Here is a 17,136-nt window from a genome sequence, read left to right as displayed (position 1 = left end):
CACCTGAAGGACATCGGGTCAATCGCCCAACACCAACCTCATGAAATAAGTGTGGATACCGTCTTATGGAGCAAAACCCGCAGTCACAGCTGAAACTTCTTGTCACCCGTGGTAAGGAGCAAGGCTATCTGACCTATGCCGAGGTCAATGACCATCTGCCGGAAGATATCGTCGATTCAGATCAGATCGAAGACATCATCCAAATGATCAACGACATGGGCATTCAGGTGATGGAAGAAGCACCGGATGCCGATGATCTGATGCTGGCTGAAAACACCGCGGACGAAGATGCTGCCGAAGCCGCCGCGCAGGTGCTTTCCAGCGTGGAATCTGAAATCGGGCGCACGACTGACCCGGTACGCATGTACATGCGTGAAATGGGCACCGTTGAACTGTTGACCCGCGAAGGCGAAATTGACATCGCTAAACGTATTGAAGACGGGATCAACCAGGTTCAATGCTCCGTTGCTGAATACCCGGAAGCGATCACCTATCTGCTGGAACAGTACGATCGTGTGGAAGCAGAAGAAGCGCGTCTGTCCGATCTGATCACCGGCTTTGTTGACCCGAACGCAGAAGAAGATCTGGCACCAACCGCCACTCACGTCGGCTCTGAGCTTTCCCAGGAAGATCTGGACGATGACGAAGATGAAGACGAAGAAGATGGTGACGACGATACCGCCGACGATGACAACAGCATCGACCCGGAACTGGCTCGTGAAAAATTTGCTGAACTGCGCGCTCAGTACGTTGTAACGCGTGACACCATCAAAGCGAAAGGCCGTAGCCATGCAGCCGCTCAGGAAGAGATCCTGAAACTGTCTGAAGTGTTCAAACAGTTCCGCCTGGTGCCGAAGCAGTTTGACTACCTGGTCAACAGCATGCGCGTCATGATGGACCGCGTTCGTACGCAAGAACGTCTGATCATGAAGCTCTGCGTTGAGCAGTGCAAAATGCCGAAGAAAAACTTCATCACCCTGTTTACCGGCAATGAAACCAGCGATACCTGGTTCAATGCGGCAATTGCGATGAACAAGCCGTGGTCGGAAAAACTGCACGATGTCTCTGAAGAAGTACATCGCGCCCTGCAGAAACTGCAACAGATTGAAGAAGAAACCGGCCTGACCATCGAGCAGGTTAAAGATATCAACCGTCGCATGTCCATCGGTGAAGCGAAAGCCCGCCGTGCGAAGAAAGAGATGGTTGAAGCGAACTTACGTCTGGTTATTTCTATCGCCAAGAAATACACCAACCGTGGTTTGCAGTTCCTTGACCTGATTCAGGAAGGTAACATCGGCCTGATGAAAGCGGTTGATAAGTTCGAATACCGCCGTGGTTACAAGTTCTCCACCTACGCAACCTGGTGGATCCGTCAGGCGATCACCCGCTCTATCGCGGATCAGGCGCGCACCATTCGTATTCCGGTGCATATGATTGAGACTATCAACAAGCTCAACCGTATTTCTCGCCAGATGCTGCAAGAGATGGGCCGCGAGCCGACGCCGGAAGAACTGGCTGAACGTATGCTGATGCCGGAAGATAAGATCCGCAAAGTGCTGAAGATCGCCAAAGAGCCAATCTCCATGGAAACGCCGATCGGTGATGATGAAGATTCGCATCTGGGTGATTTCATCGAGGATACTACCCTCGAGCTGCCGCTGGATTCTGCGACCACCGAAAGCCTGCGTGCGGCAACACACGACGTGCTGGCTGGCCTGACCGCGCGTGAAGCGAAAGTTCTGCGTATGCGTTTCGGTATCGACATGAACACCGACCATACGCTGGAAGAAGTGGGTAAACAGTTCGACGTTACCCGCGAACGTATCCGTCAGATCGAAGCGAAGGCGCTGCGTAAACTGCGTCACCCGAGCCGTTCTGAAGTACTGCGTAGCTTCCTGGACGATTAATCGGTAGCCGGATAAAGCGTTTACGCCACATCCGGCACTTGTCCCTTTGCACAAACGCCACCTTTTCGGTGGCGTTTTTTATCGCCCACGCACCACCAGTGCCTGATCCAGTTCCCGATACGCCTCCACCAGCTCTTCCAGAGAAACTCGACTTAAACCGCTGGGATTTGGCAGTACCCAGATCTGCGTCGAACCAATAGTGAGCGTTTGTTTCCCCCACTGTGCGCCGCGCTGGCTGAATCCCTGCTCATAGGCCTGTTTGCCCAAAATCGCCAATGCCTGAGGCTGATAATCTTCAATTTTTTCAATCAACTTACGCCCGCCTGCGTGCAGCTCCTGCTTTGAAACTTCATTGGCTTGCACTGTTGGACGGTCTACCAGTTTGGTGACGCCACAACGATAATCCAGCAGATGCTGTGCCTCCTGCGGCTTCAACTGTCTGTCAGTAAACCCGGCCTGATAAATCACCTTCCAGAAACGGTTCGCCGGATGAGCAAAAGGAAAGCCAGTATCCGCAGATGAAAGCCCCGGATTGATGCCGCAAAACACCACGCGCAACCCTGGTGTAATAATATCTTCAACCATATTAACCCCTAAACAACACAACCAAGGGAAAGTATAACGAATTGAAAACACATTGTTTATAAAAACAGCAGGCGCGCGGTAATGGCTGGATTGCGACACGGAGTTACTTTATAATCCGCTACCATGGCCCCTTAGCTCAGTGGTTAGAGCAGGCGACTCATAATCGCTTGGTCGTTGGTTCAAACCCAACAGGGGCCACCATACACAACAAAGGGTTAGCTAATAAACCAGCTAACCCTTTTTCTTTTTCCTTTGAATTGGGTCAGGTAATGGGTCAGGTAAGCTTTTTTCCATCTGACTCAGATGGCTGATAATTGTCCCGGATAACGCTTTGCAATGATGTCATTTAGCCGATCAACCAGTTCTGGTTTTCTGAATGTGATATGCGCGGAGCCCTTCTTAAAGTATCTGATGCTGAACATCTCATCTTCATAGCTCTCTTTACCCTGAACAGACTGAATGTGCTCATCCAGACGAATAGTGATGTTTTCCCGATTGTCGGGGATTGGTTTACCGCTGAACAGGTGCAACATTCTTTCCAGATCGGCGAGTCGGTCAGCCTGTTGTCCGGTGATAAGATGAAATCCCCACCGGTCCCATCTCACCAGATTGTTGACGATAATTTTACTGCCAAATTTACAGGGGCAATTGGTTTTGTAATTCCAGTTCAGCCCTCTGAAGACGTTGATCACCCCTCGCTCAAACACCTCATCCTTATTCTGGTGCAGTTGTTCAAATGTGCTCAGAATGTTCGCTTCGCTGATTTCCGGAAAATTATCGTATTCCAGTGACCGGTACCATGTGTCCCGGGTCTGCGCATCCATCAGACTCAGCATCCCGGAACGTTGCATCAGATCACGCCAGAGTTCGCGATCAAGATTGCGTGTGATGGCTTTCATTGCGGTTTCCGGTTTCTCCATCAGCCAGCAACCGCAGCGAAAATCCTGTTTCATGGCCCAGTCCAGAGCCGTTTTACCTCCAATACTTTCTGTCATTGCTGATATTTCAGCCAGTTGTCGGATAAGTGTGTCGATTTGCAGCAATGTACTCTTTCGTACAGCCAGAATGTGGCGGATACTGGTTGAGCAGATAACGTCCGTATGTCCGTTGACCACTTCCGGACGGGAGGCTGTGATTTCAGACATAATCGATATTCCTTTTTACAGATAAACGAAAACGCCAGTCGTATTCAGGCTGGCGTCAGTGGAATGAAGTCTGGTGAGTAAGACTCACCGGTTCTGTTGCAGAAACTGCAGCTGACGCAGGGTACGGACATCTTCTCTGGCCTGTTCGATACAGGGCAACAGTGCTGCCGAATCCGTTTTATCCTCATCGTTGTCAAAGATAATTCCCGATTCGCAGTCGATATTGTCCTGTAGCCACGCAATCAGAATATCCAGTGCGGTTTCCGTAGTTAATGATTTCATGTTGTTCCTGGTTACCAGTCGAAAGTGGGCAGGTCCGACAGACATTCAGCGCTGGCATCCAGATGAATGAGACTGACGCCATAACGTTGGATGAGTGTGACAACCAGACGACGGAACGTTTTTGACAGCCCCAGGCGTTTAAGCCGCAGAACCGGATATGACCACGCATCGGTACGTAACAGATATCCGCTACCGGTAAAATGAATCCATTCTGATTCGCCGAAGTCACTGGTCTGGTGTGACAGCGAGTACAGCCAGGCGTTATCCTTTTCCGTGATATGTGCGGTACTGCAGCGTATGCCGGCAAGGGTTGCAAACGGTGGTAGTGTGCAGGTTGACTGTTGGTCGGATTCCTCCACCACGCGGAGTGAATAACCGTTTTCAGCGACCTTGTTAATCAGTTCAGTGAGATTAACACCATCGACGTCAACGACAATTCGCCCCATGTTCAGTGCCTGCACATTAATGCTGTCGGCTTCCAGCATCAGGGAAAGTTTCATCGTTTCTCCGGATGCTTACCCAGGGTAATGTTATTTACTGTTCTGTAATTGTCGCGGGTCATCAGGCCGGTCGCCCGGCGAGCCTGGAGGATATCGATGCTGTTTATTAACTGAGAGTGGGTACAGGTGCTGAATCCCGGCTGGTCGGTACGTACCAGCGCGTATTTTTCCACGAGAAAATTCACCGCATCACACAGTGAAATGCCTGCCTCAATATGCTGCTCAATCACACGTTCATCAGCGAACGGTGTGTCATTCAGCGTGAGGCCGTAGTGCTGGTCCAGCAGTCGGGTGAGTAGTGTCTGCCAGACGGTGACGGGAGACGGGCAGCGCGATGCCTTCCGTACGTGTGTATCGGGTAATGTTTTCATACTGAAGGTTTTCCTGTTATGCAGAGATGGGAAAGTGGTGTGGTGAAAGCACCTGGCCGGAGCAGAAGGTTATTCTGATTATTTACTTTTTCGTTTCGGGCGTCGGATAAACAGCCATATAAACGTAGCCACAACTGCCGAGGGTGTCGGCTTCGCAGGTCAGCCCTATTGCATACAGCGTGACGGTATGCTGATGGCGGGGATTCAGTTCACCGCTGGTGAGCATGAGTTCCAGTTGTTTCATCAGCAGCGGAAAGGCCTGGTCCAGATGGTACGCATCCGCGTCGCTGAACCGGCCTCTGATACCGGCACGGTCTGCAAGGTAATGCAACCGGTTCCCTTCCTGCACCAGACGTGCCCCGAAACAGGGCGTCACGGTGCAGGGTAGCCCCCACCAGGAGCGGTCGTTGTTGTCGTCGGGATAATTTGTTTCATGGAGTGTGTCTGACACGATAAAATCCTCACAGAAAATCGGTGAATGATAGTTTAACGATGACGGGTCAGCCGGCGCGCAGACCGGCTTCGGTAAAGGTGTATTCGTTGATGAGCAGGACCTCATCCACAGCGGCGTCTGAGCTCAGCCAGTCGTACTCGTTTTCCGGGTGACGGAACATCAGTTCAGGGTGACGCTCATCAGCCGGACATACGGACCAAAACTGTCCTTACGGCGTTCTGCAAACACGGCCAGCACACCGGGAATATCCTGCACTTCACGACCGGTATACGCTTCAGCACTGCCGTGCCAGCGGTATTTTCCGGTACAGAACGGAAAAAGACGGGATGCCGGATGCTGACGGTGAATACGCATGGCTTCGCCACGGGTGATGATTTTCATAGTGGGATACCTCTGAAGACAGAAGATAAAAGTGAAAACAGGTGTGATGTGGTTGTGACGGGTTAAAGCAGACCATGTTCGGCAAAGGAGAAAACCTGGCTGCCACCGACTATCAGATGGTCCGGCACCCGGATATCCACCAGGCCCAGTGCCTGTACCAGACGTTCCGTGATAAGGCGGTCTGCCTTGCTGGGTGTGACTTCACCGGACGGGTGATTGTGTGCCAGCACCACAGCAGCGGCATTGTGATACAGGGCGCGTTTAATCACTTCACGGGGATGGACTTCCGTGCGGTTGATGGTGCCGGTGAAGAGGGTTTCACCGGCAATCAGCTGATTCTGGTTGTTCAGATACAGCACCCGGAACTCTTCACGCTCCAGTCCCGCCATGTTCAGAATCAGCCATTCCCGTGCCGCATGCGTGGAGGTGAAGGCCACGCCGGGTTCATGAAGATGGCGGTCCAGGGTTTTCAGGGCCCGTTGAATGAGGCTGCGCTCGCCGGGCGTCATCTCTCCGGGCAGAAAGGAAAGCTGTTGCATTGTGCTTCTCTCCATTCAGTCGATGATGCGCATAATGGCGCTGCATTCCGGATGTTGCAGGGCGTAATCCCGCAACCGATAATAATGGACCGTCATGGCATAACATTCCGTACGGCAGGCATGATGGCTGTATGCCATCAGACAGGCGGCAATACCGGCAGCTTCCGGGCTCATTTCAGCGCGGTTACCGTTCATGGCACTGAACAGTATCCATGTTTCGTCATCATCATCATCCGGTTCGGGGGCCATAAATGCCCCGCCGTTGTTCAGGGTGTACAGATTCCAGATACCACCGCAGTAGTTTTCGCAAAGACGGTCCATCCAGCCGAAGACACGGGGCTCCAGGGTCACCCACTGTGGAATGAGGCCAAAATGCTGCGGCCAGAAGCTGATGCGCTGTTCATCAGGGACTATGGTGGCAACCAGTTGTTGCAGGCCAGTCTCCGGTGCACAGGCCGAAGAGGTGGTGTTCTGAGACAATGTTTTCATGTATGAAATCCTTGTAATGTGAATAAATGAGAGGGAGTAAAGGTCGGGAGCTGGCAACATCACGTTCATCACTGACCATGAGACCCGGTAATATCAGGGATGAATGATATTCGGCTGAAATTCCGGACAGCCGTACGCGTAACCGCTCCGGTCACAGACGGATGGCCAGATGCCATTGCCTGTACTCAGTCTGCACAGACTGATTTCTCCGGGACGGTAAAACAGACGGGTACACCAGGCGCACAGGTCATCATCAGAAATGGAACGACACCCCGGCAGCGCCTCCGGGGCGTCGGGTGATTCTGGTACCTGAATCACGCCTTCAGGGATATGTTTCATCAGCGCATACTCTCCAGCAGCGTTTCTGCCATCACCCACAATGCGCGGTTGAGCTTAATATCGGTGTCGATGCTGTGAATGGCACGGGTGTGAATACGTTTTCCTTTTGCACTGCGACCGGAAATCCCCCCTTTCAGCATATTCTCCTGGATGGTCTGATAAGCACTCCACAGGTCCTTACCGTAATCCTCCCGGCGTCGCGGTGTCAGAATGTCAGCAGTGGTGACGGGCTGATGTTCGTCACCATAACGGTAAGTCAGTGCCGCCTGTGCCAGCGCCTGGCGTGCCGGTGGCGGCAGGACCAGCGACTGCATGGCATCACGCTTCTCCTCAATCCGGTCAAAAACCCCCACCACCTCGTAAGCCCCTTCGATAACTTTCTCCACTACGTCTCCCCGGTGTGGAACACGCACTTCCCCCAGAGACTGACCACAGACGCATCCGTTCTGGCAGACGAACCTGAAGTAACCCGGCAGCATCTGGTAGCAGGAGGTACCGTCATGGGAGTTGAGCAGAATGATTTCAGGGACATGTTGTCCGTTTATCTCTCCGGCCCGCCGCAGACGCAGCATGTGTTTGGTGTATCCCCGGCGGCCCGGGTCACGTACGCGGGTCTGGCAGGCGAAGAATGGCTGAAAACCTTCCCGCTGCAGGCTTTCCAGCACGGTGATGGTGGGGATCCAGGTATAGTTCTCGCTTCTGGATGTGTGTTTCTCTTCCCCGAATACGCTGGGGACGACCTGCATCAGTTCTTCACGAGTTAAGGGGCGGTCACGGCGTATCTGGTTCGCATAACCAAAACGACTGGCTAATCGCATGATTTACTCCTTATGAATGATTAAGCGATATAAATGAAAAAGCCGCGTCTCCCGGAGAAGACGCGGCCTGATGGGTGAAATGAATGAGGTTTATTGTCTGAGAAGCCCTTCACTGGCGAACCACGTATTAAGCTGTATTCCGGCATCGCCAGTGCAACTGACCTTCAGCATTGCGGATAACCCGCCGGAAATATGTTCACTGGTTGTTTTTGTATCTTCCCCCAAAATTAAATAAATTCATCTTAACCATCACCCAGATAATATATATCTGAAAATATTTTCAATAACACCAGACAGGAAAAACACCACCACAGGCGGTGGCGTTTCTTTGGGGCGTCTTTATTTAATCCGGACCATCGCGTTTCTCAGTGCCAAATCTGCCTCTTCCGTTATCTCCAGACTTTTCTGCAACACCGTTTCTGACCGGGACAGTGCCTGACGTGCTGCCAGCGGTTTCCGGATATGCTCCATCGCCAGCATCGTGTCCTCGTAGCCCTGCTGACGCCAGGCGTCGGTATGTGCCGACGCGAAACTGAGCAGACCGCCTCTGTTGCCACCATCACCTGCATGTTTCAGCCTTTTCCGGGGACGGATCTCAAGGATCGTTGTGTCCGGAAAAACCCGACGATCCCATAAAGAACCGTCACTCAGATGCGACACAATCACCATATTGCATCCGGCATCGACCAGAGGCGTTACAGGGGTATTTCCCTGCATATTTCGCCATCCTCCCATACCACCATCACCGTACATTGTCCCCTGAACCTCACGGGGACGGAACAACAGGGGCAGCGCGGCTGACGCAAGCAGAGCCTCTTTCTGCTGTCCGCGGGGCAGACTCTGGATATGCTGAAAAACGGCGTTTTTCGTGGTTCCGACACCCAGTTCAGCACGAATGCAGTCAATAATATCCTGCATGCCCCCTTCTGTGGGGTACAGCGACACATACAGCGGTAGCCCGTCTGCCAGAGCATCAGTATCAAGATAATGATCCATCAGCGCTGTCAGGGGCTCATCTGACAACAACGGCTGAGTCATCGGATTGTCGAACCCGTTGATTATCGATATATGGCGAAGAAGCGTCGTAAGCAGTGCTCCTGCACGTCCGGGGATCTGGCAGAGGTTCATTGCCTGGAACAATTTTTTCAGCAATGAAAAGTAAACCGCTCTGTTTACCGACAGCACCTGATTATTTCCCAGATGCTCCCAGAGCGCCTCCAGGCGTACGGCAGCTTCTGACAGATCGGGAGAGGCCGCGATAATGGCACCATTGAGTGCGCCAATGCTGGCCCCTGAAACCATGCTAATCTGTGTACCACACTCTGCCAGTGCCTTAACCACTCCCGCCTGATAAGCGCCCACCGCCCCGCCGCCGGACAGCACCAGCCCCGTTTTCATTTCTGTACTCATATCGCCCCCTTCTGAAATATTTCATCGACCATACTTTCAGAGAGGCGCTCTGCAGAGCAGAGACGGGGCATGCGAACCGGTAAGTGTTCTGCAGCCTGTGTGGTTGACCAGATCACCGGATGCTGCTCTTCACTGCACCAGTCCCCCAGCCAGTTAATCGCTTCATGCCATTCGTTATCTGACTGCTCCCGGCCCTGACCACCAAGCCAGTCCAGAGTGTGCAGACGCACGGTTGCACTACCGCCACTTTCCTGTGCCATCTGCGTTAATGCTTTATGTCTGAGAATATCCAGTAACTGGTTAACCTGGCTTGTTTCGCCCTGACGTATCACATCACCAAACGCGCCCCAGCGAAGCTCTTCTAGCGCCACATAACAGCGTCCGGCTGGGGAAAAGGACGCATATCGCCCGGCACTCCACCATGAGAATATCTGCTCAAGATGTAACTGTGCCCGTTGAACCTGGTCAACACGGTGGAGTTTTTCTTCAAGATGATTCAGTTTCTGATGAACCTGTTCTGCCAGGGTGAGTAACTGCTCCCGCATGTCTGCCGAATAATGCGCCAGCCTGGCAGTATCACTGACCAGTGAGCTGACCCTGTCGTTTACCCGGGTAATCGCGTAATTTGTGGTGGCAAGCGACGTTGTCAGCTCCGTCAGCCAGCGCAGAGACGCCTCAACGCCCTGTGCAAGCGACGCATTGATGGCATTCTGCCGTGCAGCGCCTTCGCCGCTCAGCCCCTCTTTTAAACGCCGGAAGAACGTGCGCTCTCCGGCCGTGCGGATATGCTCCTGTGCAACATCGATTCCGTTTGCGAAATCAACCACAAATTTTTCAGGAAGACAGGTGAGTACCTGACATACCCGGTTATCAGCAATTTGTTGAATAAATGGTGAGGTCACAGCAGTGTCTCCAGTTCTTCCCTTAACGCCTTACTGTCAGTAATCAGCTCGGGAACCCTTTCATTTAATGCCTGAAGGCGCTCCGTAAGATGTTCCTGTGCCTGCTGATCGCGTTTATGATCTTCTGAGCTCTGAATGAGTGTGTTACGTAGCTGTTCGACTTTTTCCCTGAATGTACAGAAAAAATCATCGATCTCCTGGCGGACGGGCTGGTTAATATTCTGCTCAATGGATGCCTGCAACTCCCCGAAATATGCCCGGGTCAGCGACATCACTTCCTTCCTGACCTTGTTCATATTGATCACGCTGCAGCTCACATCCACACTGTACTCTTTCCAGCCCCAGTCACTGGTGTTTGCCCATCGACAAAGCGTACCCCAGACACCATCCTGTCGACGGCGACGGGTTACTGTCTCCGTTCTTTCCTCCATAAGCGCACTCAGATTTGTTTTTACTGCGAGCCGGGTCTGTAACTGGCTGACTGCCAGAAAACTGATTTTTACAGTGAAGCCCTCATCCTCCAGTCGGGCATTGATGCGTCCGGCGATCTTTTCTGTGGCATACAGGGCCGTACCACGAAAACCTGTTTCAATCCCCCTGACGATTTTCTCCAGCTCAGGTCGGAACTGTGCTTCAGCCTCACAGTGCAGGCTGGTCACGGTCGATTCGATTTGCATCATCAGTTCAAGGGCTGCCCTGCGATCACTGAATTTTATTTCGGGGCTGTCCGGATCAAAGTCCCGCATCCTGTCATGCTGATTTCCGGTTCCGAAAATATCGTGAAAGAAAGCGAATGCGTTTCTCTCCCGGGGCTGCGCTGAATTTTCTTCCTCCAGCATTTGCTGTTCTTTGCGTTTACCGCTTCTGAAATAGTCGTTCAGCTCCTCCTCCAGTGAGGCACAGACCTTCGTCAGTAATTCCCCGGTTTTGGTATTGATGTCCTCCATGGCCATTCTGACATCATCGGTCACCTGATTCTGACATTCCTCAATCTCCTGGATATCCGCCAGCAGGCTGGTAATATGCGCCTGCAGTGACTGAATGCTTTGCTGCAGCCCCTGATGACGTAATGACAGATATTCGCTGACATTTTCTGCATTCTGCATCAGTTTTGCGGCGGCAGAGTCAACCGCCAGTGCCGCCGCTCTGGAATGGGAGCTCTGTATGACTTCCGTTATCAGTTGATCGATCAGAGATATATTCCAGAGTTTTTCTGCCTTTTTATTTACCTTAGTGCTGTCTTTCCAGTCGTCCTCTTCCACCATAGGTCCGAAAGCTTCCCTGATAAAATCATCGACCCAGGCTTCATCAACCGGAAGCGCACCGTTTTTTCGTAACTCATGAAGCGCACGGTTAGCAAGGTACGCCTGACGTGATGAGCCGGGATAAACGCGGGAGACGGGCAACACATCGCTGTTCAGCATTGCCGGTACTTTCTGGCGTACGGCATCTGCTCCATCGCCATTGCGGTCTTTTTCATCAAATTTATTGACCAGCACAAACAGGCGGCCTGCTGATACGTCAGCAATGGCATTAAGCTCTTTACGAACCTCCTCATCGGCTTTCGAGTTCAACTGGGTGTAGTCCATCACCGCCAGCACTGCAGAGGCTTTCTGCAGTTGATCCCGCATCATCACTTCCATCTGTGGTTGTCCGGCTTCATTAGGGCCGGGGGTATCCAGCAGTGTGAGTGTTCCCTGACATGCATCCATTCCCACCAGGTGGCTGAACGCCACGTCGATCACCGGTAGTTTCTGCACTTCTGCGTATTCGTCAAAAGGAAATTCAGTCCCCATTGCCGCAGCAAGACGAACCAGGTCATTTAACGATGCCAGTCCGGTAAAGATTTCGTCTTCCCCGTGGTATTCATTTTTAAGCCAGACATCATCCGCCAGAATATCCAGTAGTTCGCGGGTATCCCCGGTTTGCTGCAGGGACTGTGCGACTTGCTGCCCTGCCGGGGTGGCGAGTTTTTCCTGCAGTGTGATTAATAAATTGCGGACGGGCTGAATATGTTCCAGATGGAGGACCGGTTCCGTTTTTCCGGGAACGTGGCGGATCAATGTCGGTACCGAGGTCATGGGGCGGTTACGGTTGGGCAGAATTTCCTGCCCCACAATGGCGTTGATGGTGGTTGATTTGCCCGCCTTCATCGTGCCGACCACAGCCAGCACCAGCTCCCTGCGGGCGGTTTTGATTTGTTCGCCCTCCAGCTCCTCAATTCTTTTCAGCGCTTTCTGTTTATCAAAAAGCTGCCCGTTTTCGTTCTTACTGTCAGATAACACATCCGGCTCATCAACCATTTGCCGGAGCAGATTGATGTTCAGTTGCAAAAGCCGGTCGGCTTCATCACAAAGCAGGGCGATGTTCTTTTCGTGCATCATTCACCTTTATAAATTCAATAATTCAGAACTGCGGTGAACAGCAATGAGCGTCCTTTCCCATTACTGCATGAATTTCCCTGAAATCGTATTTCCGGGATACCGTATAATCAGAAAGTCACATTCAGCGTGGCCTGACCGTTATAGCCTTCAGCGCTGCTGCCGCTGACACTGTGGGCATAACCGGCCTGAACGCCCAGGGTGATATTTTCCCGGACACGGGCTTCCAGTCCGGCCTGCAGGTCCAGTGACGTGCCATTCTGGGACGGTGAGAACGTCATGTTACTGCCGGCTGCGGCTGTACCCATGCTCATGTCCCCCCGGGAGCTGAAGGTGCGGATAACAGAAGGCTGTACCCACCAGCTCACGGGCAGTTCACGCACACTGTGTTTGGCACTGTCGCGCAGGGTGTCACGGGATGAGGTGCCTTCACCAAAGCTCATATCGTTGTGGCTGCCCAGACGGAAACCGGCACGCACATGTTGTGCACTACCATGCCCGAACTTCACATAACCGGCGTTATCCTGGCCGTCATCCAGGGAGAGCCCCTGCCAGGTGTACTGCAGTTGTGGCTCCAGCATCAGGTTGTCAGTGATACTGAAGGGCAGACCGCTTTCCAGTGAGCCCAGCCAGCCCCAGCCCCGGGCGCGGAAGTCGTTATTGTCCGATGACGCTTTCATGCTGTGGCGGGTTCCCTGTGCCACAATGTCAGCCCACAGGCCGGAGGACGTGTGTGTCAGATTCAGGTATCCGCCAAGGCTGCCGGCATCATCCCGGACCGTGCCGGCGCGGGAACCGTCATCATCCTTAACATCAACGGAAGAATGGCCTGCAGCACCATACACCCCTGTCGTCAGAGACATACCGGCAACCTCTGTTCTGAGCAGGTCACCCTCCAGACGGACGAAGCCATAGCTGCCGCTGCTTTCCGGCGTGGCTCCACGGGCAATACCGCCGTTGTTATCGTGACCGAGATGACCGCCCTGAATGCTGAGACGGACGCTGTTATTTTCACCGCTTACACCGGTCTGATGGCTGCGGGAGCCTGCCAGAATCCGGTCATAGTCCATTGCCTGTGTCAGCATGGAGGCATACAGGGGGACTTCAGCACGATAAGCATTTTCACTGCGCAGGTACCAGTCTTCATCGCTGTCACGGTTCAGGGTGTAGTTAAAGGCGCCGGCCTGAAGCGGGCGACTCAGGGCAAACGCACCTTCTTCTGTGGTGGCACCATTCTGTGCATCCACAACCCGGATACCCTGTCCGGAGGTTGCCACCCCGAGGTTACTGTTTCCGACATTTGTAAACGCAAGCCAGGTTTTGCCGGTTGCCTGACCACCATTAATCACCAGCTGGTCAGAGGCATTGCTGCCATCAAGGCGAACACGCATATTGATGGTGCCACCCTGACCGGTGAGGTTACTGGTGGTTAGTTTATGGAACGTTACCGGGGAGTCGCCTTTTGCAACAGCACGGCTCAGTACGGCATCCTGTGTCGTCTGATTATCAAAGTGAATCTCTCCTGCGTTAACAATATCGCCGGTACTGACCACATCACCATTCAGTACCATACTGGCGCCTTTACTGAGCTGTGTTCTGCCACTCAGACTTCCCCCGGCAGCCAGCGTCAGTGTTCCACGATATCCGACAGTGGTGTTACCGGCCTGTCCCCCGGCATTAACCGTAAAGCTGCCACCATTTTCCAGCAGCAGGCCGCTGGCCTGACCGGATATGCCATCAATACTGAACTTACCGCTGGCATTGGTCCCCTCAACAGTGGCACCACTGTCTGCAATCAGGGCACCACCGGATGTCATGGTGACATCTGTTGCCTTACCACCGGCAGACACTGCCAGGGTACCGCCGTCATCCACCAGTGTTTTCCAGGCTGAATGGCCCTCCAGTACATCCAGGCGACCACCGGACTCCAGAACAACACCGTCAGCATTACCGTTTTCCACAGTGAAATTGCCCAGACGGTTGCAGCCGGTGACGGTTGCCGCCGTACTGGTGACCAGTGCGCCTCCCTGCTTCAGGGTGACATTCGTGGCTGTACCACCGGCGTTCACCTGCAGTTTGCCTTTCTGGTTAACGATGGTGAAATCCGCCAGACCACCTTCCTTGACAATCTGCCAGCCGTCACTGTTAACAACAGTGTCAGATGCTGTACCTCCGTTGTGCACATACTGGTACCCCCCATTCAGCGTGGTATCCAGTGCGTGACCATGTACAGTCTGGTCGCCGCCGGCATAAACCACAGTGGTATTTGCCGTTCCTTCAGCAGCCACAATCTGACGACCATTTTTATTGATGGTGGTGCGTACGGCATCTCCGTAGACGGTCTGCCCGGTATCACCATTTTCCGCATCCGGTCCTCCTTCCGCGCCGGTATTCACAACCGTGTCGGTTGCCATTGCGCCGGATTTGACGGCCTGCCAGCCCTTCTCATTAATGACAGTACCCGTTGCAATCCCGCCTTCATGTACCCACTGCTCACCGCCGTTCAGAGTGGTGTTCACTGCCTGCCCCTGAAGACTCTGTCCGCCTCCGGCACTGATAACCGTGTCTGAAACGCTTCCTCCGGCATTCACTCTCTGAAGACCACCACCGGTGACAGTAGTGTTGTTGGCGATACCGCCATTTTGTATCCATTGCCCGCCGGTATTGGCCTCGTTATCCGGCCCATACTCCAGCCCGGTACTGATGGTCATTCCGTTGGCCGTACCGAAGACAATCTGGTTGTCATGATTTTCCAGTGCTCCGCCGCTCACGGTTTCTCCCGCCTGTACAACCGTGTCAGCAGCCAGTGCCGGGACTGACGTGACAGCAGCAAGAGACAGAGCAACCGCCACACCGGTGCGTTTTCCCCGTGAGCGGGCCAGTTCGGAAGCCACCACCAGGGTGCCCGTAATGTGATTCCATACCAGCCTGTAGCTGGTGTTCAGATGTCGTTTCATCAGCTTTTCCTTACAGAGGGTGAATAAAAAAGCCGGTACCCACAAATGTGGATACCGGCAGGTACAAAACAGCATGGTCAGATAAAGTGGTTTTTCCCGGACATAAATGCTTCCCCTCTCTCATCCGCCAGAGAAGTATCAGTCCGTTGTGTGCAATTCCGTTCTGCATGATGAAGAGATTCAGCTGCCTTTTCGCAGACCATTAACCACTATAAACGATCGATAGTAACGATCGATACCTGTTTTATCGATCGTTTTATTCTATTAACAGCAAGACAGTCACGCAAGAGAAACAGGAGGGGTATGAGGTGTTTGTGTCATGTTTTCAGTTGGTTAACGCAATGTAATCAGGCATTTCCCCTGGCAGACTGTTCAGAAGAAAATCCAGTTCCATACCGCGCGGGCAACAGAGACCACCGTGTCACGGACGGCACGCAGAACCGTGCGTGCAACAGAAGCAACACAGACGCTCTCCGCCGTGTCAAATATCCGGCCCACCGCACCGGTAAACTGTTCACGGGCCTGAGCGCGGACAGATTCCGTGCGCAGCTCGTCCTGCAGGCGGGTCATCAGGGGACTGGCGGCATGGTCGGGAAGTGCTGTCATGAGCGCACTGACCAGCGTATCCAGTTCCCAGCCGGTGCGGGCCGATACGGCAACAACCGGATGTACGGGCCGGAACAGACGGAATACCGCCTCCGTTTTTTCGCGAATGTTCTGTGCCTGTGCGGGAGAAGGCTGAATACCGGCCATATCCCATTCATGGCAGGGCTCCGTTTTATCGGCCTGCGTCACCACAAACAGTACCCGCTGATGTCCCCGGTGCAGGATGTGTCGCCAGAAATACTCATCCACAGACAGGGCACGGTCATCGGCTTTAATCAGCCACAGTACCAGGTCAAGTTCAGGCAGAATGTCACGGTACAGGGCTTCATACTCTGCATCCCTGTCCCGGCTCTCGCCCCCCCGGGCAGGTCAGTGATAACCATGCTGTGACCATGGCCACTCAGACGGAAGCGCTGCGCTTCCCGGGTGCCGGCGTGAACATCACTGACCGGGGTGACCTCCCCCTGAAACAGTGCATTACAGAGTGAGGATTTACCGGCCCCGCTTTTCCCCATAATGCCAATCACGGGTTCGTGACTGGTGAGTTTACGCAGATGTTCCAGGATGTGACGGGAAAGTGAGTAAGGCAGGGAAGAAAGTGGTTTTTCAATTGCCTCAATGGCATCAGACGGATTCATACATGTATTCCCGGTGAAAAAAGACAAAACCCCGCGCACCGGAAAGGTAGCGGGGGATTCACGGAGATAATATCTGTCTGAAATTATTTAGAATGCACCTGGTGCACTGCAAAGGAAAGGCAATATTCCGTTCCTCCTCCTTGTCGTGAATACCCCAGGTATCTCACAATGTACACCGACTTACTCCGGGGCTGCCTGAACCACAAGATTGCTGTAGAATTGCCTCCAATGATTCAGGTCCAAACCAGGAAAATGGGTAAGCGTTAACGGAGTGCCGTATTGATACTTATTTATTGGTGAGTGCTACGTTCCATGGCAGGAGCTCGTCAACACGGTTGGAAGGCCATTCCGGCAGTACACCCAGGATATGGCGCAGATACGCTTCCGGATCTATACCGTTCAGTCGGCAGGTGTAGTGGTCAAGTAATATTG

At 53.1% G+C, this 17,136-nt stretch carries 17 protein-coding genes, 1 tRNA gene and 1 pseudogene; 2 read left to right on the top strand and 17 right to left on the bottom strand.

Annotation, left to right across the window (positions count from 1 at the left end; genetic code table 11):
- The first annotated feature begins 65 nt into the window (after positions 1-65).
- On the top strand, positions 66-1,907 hold the full coding sequence (rpoD, locus tag FEK50_RS07990; protein ID WP_064529606.1) for an RNA polymerase sigma factor RpoD: 1,842 nt from the start codon (positions 66-68) through the stop codon (positions 1,905-1,907).
- 78 nt (positions 1,908-1,985) lie between these two features.
- Here rpoD and mug read toward each other — a convergent pair whose 3' ends face one another.
- Complete coding sequence (gene mug, locus FEK50_RS07985; protein WP_131162536.1) at positions 1,986-2,492, bottom strand: G/U mismatch-specific DNA glycosylase; 507 nt, start codon at positions 2,490-2,492, stop codon at positions 1,986-1,988.
- A gap of 125 nt (positions 2,493-2,617) precedes the next feature.
- On the opposite strand from mug, the gene FEK50_RS07980 reads away from it, so the two are divergent.
- Positions 2,618-2,693 (top strand) — tRNA-Ile (locus FEK50_RS07980).
- Positions 2,694-2,791: 98 nt separating this feature from the next.
- Here FEK50_RS07980 and FEK50_RS07975 read toward each other — a convergent pair.
- The 16 genes and pseudogenes from FEK50_RS07975 to FEK50_RS07895 all read right to left on the bottom strand — a co-directional run.
- Positions 2,792-3,637: a DUF4942 domain-containing protein gene (locus tag FEK50_RS07975; RefSeq protein ID WP_001696810.1), complete on the bottom strand. Its 846-nt coding sequence runs from the start codon at positions 3,635-3,637 to the stop codon at positions 2,792-2,794.
- 84 nt (positions 3,638-3,721) lie between these two features.
- Complete coding sequence (locus FEK50_RS07970; protein ID WP_001696812.1) at positions 3,722-3,919, bottom strand: DUF957 domain-containing protein; 198 nt, start codon at positions 3,917-3,919, stop codon at positions 3,722-3,724.
- 11 nt (positions 3,920-3,930) lie between these two features.
- Positions 3,931-4,419, bottom strand: a complete 489-nt coding sequence (locus tag FEK50_RS07965) for a DUF5983 family protein (RefSeq protein ID WP_089581165.1) — start codon at positions 4,417-4,419, stop codon at positions 3,931-3,933.
- On the bottom strand, positions 4,416-4,790 hold the full coding sequence (locus FEK50_RS07960; protein ID WP_089581164.1) for a TA system toxin CbtA family protein: 375 nt from the start codon (positions 4,788-4,790) through the stop codon (positions 4,416-4,418). Before FEK50_RS07960 ends, FEK50_RS07965 begins: the two co-directional genes overlap by 4 nt.
- 82 nt (positions 4,791-4,872) lie before the next feature.
- Positions 4,873-5,241 (bottom strand): type IV toxin-antitoxin system YeeU family antitoxin, encoded by a 369-nt coding sequence (locus FEK50_RS07955; protein WP_109955364.1) that lies wholly within the window; start codon positions 5,239-5,241, stop codon positions 4,873-4,875.
- Between the two features lie 162 nt (positions 5,242-5,403).
- Positions 5,404-5,625: a DUF987 domain-containing protein gene (locus FEK50_RS07950; protein ID WP_000692345.1), complete on the bottom strand. Its 222-nt coding sequence runs from the start codon at positions 5,623-5,625 to the stop codon at positions 5,404-5,406.
- A gap of 62 nt (positions 5,626-5,687) precedes the next feature.
- The gene (locus FEK50_RS07945) at positions 5,688-6,164 is read right to left on the bottom strand and encodes a RadC family protein (protein WP_001186747.1); all 477 of its coding nucleotides are present in this window, start codon (positions 6,162-6,164) and stop codon (positions 5,688-5,690) included.
- Positions 6,165-6,179: 15 nt separating this feature from the next.
- Complete coding sequence (locus FEK50_RS07940; RefSeq protein WP_001367563.1) at positions 6,180-6,653, bottom strand: antirestriction protein; 474 nt, start codon at positions 6,651-6,653, stop codon at positions 6,180-6,182.
- A gap of 93 nt (positions 6,654-6,746) precedes the next feature.
- Entirely contained in the window at positions 6,747-6,992 is a 246-nt protein-coding gene (locus FEK50_RS07935; RefSeq protein ID WP_131162537.1) for an antirestriction protein, read from the bottom strand.
- Positions 6,992-7,810: a DUF932 domain-containing protein gene (locus FEK50_RS07930; protein ID WP_089581163.1), complete on the bottom strand. Its 819-nt coding sequence runs from the start codon at positions 7,808-7,810 to the stop codon at positions 6,992-6,994. The genes FEK50_RS07935 and FEK50_RS07930 overlap by 1 nt, the downstream gene beginning before the upstream one ends.
- 339 nt (positions 7,811-8,149) lie before the next feature.
- A complete protein-coding gene (locus tag FEK50_RS07920) occupies positions 8,150-9,220 on the bottom strand; it encodes a patatin-like phospholipase family protein (protein ID WP_109955363.1) in 1,071 nt (356 codons plus the stop codon).
- On the bottom strand, positions 9,217-10,122 hold the full coding sequence (locus FEK50_RS07915) for a diguanylate cyclase regulator RdcB family protein (protein WP_001696852.1): 906 nt from the start codon (positions 10,120-10,122) through the stop codon (positions 9,217-9,219). The genes FEK50_RS07920 and FEK50_RS07915 overlap by 4 nt, the downstream gene beginning before the upstream one ends.
- On the bottom strand, positions 10,119-12,503 hold the full coding sequence (locus tag FEK50_RS07910; RefSeq protein WP_109955362.1) for a dynamin family protein: 2,385 nt from the start codon (positions 12,501-12,503) through the stop codon (positions 10,119-10,121). Before FEK50_RS07910 ends, FEK50_RS07915 begins: the two co-directional genes overlap by 4 nt.
- Positions 12,504-12,613: 110 nt before the next feature.
- The gene (locus FEK50_RS07905; RefSeq protein WP_109955361.1) at positions 12,614-15,460 is read right to left on the bottom strand and encodes an Ag43/Cah family autotransporter adhesin; all 2,847 of its coding nucleotides are present in this window, start codon (positions 15,458-15,460) and stop codon (positions 12,614-12,616) included.
- A 372-nt stretch (positions 15,461-15,832) separates the two neighbouring features.
- Positions 15,833-16,704: pseudogene (locus tag FEK50_RS07900) on the bottom strand (GTPase family protein).
- Positions 16,705-16,990: 286 nt separating this feature from the next.
- A partial coding sequence (locus FEK50_RS07895) for a transposase domain-containing protein (RefSeq protein ID WP_131162538.1) occupies positions 16,991-17,136 on the bottom strand: 146 nt, incomplete at its 5' end.

This window comes from Escherichia sp. E2586 (genome assembly GCF_005781105.1).
Taxonomy (GTDB): Bacteria; Pseudomonadota; Gammaproteobacteria; order Enterobacterales; family Enterobacteriaceae; genus Escherichia.
Note: the sequence above shows the minus strand (reverse complement) of the source record. Positions and strands in the feature narration are given on the sequence as shown.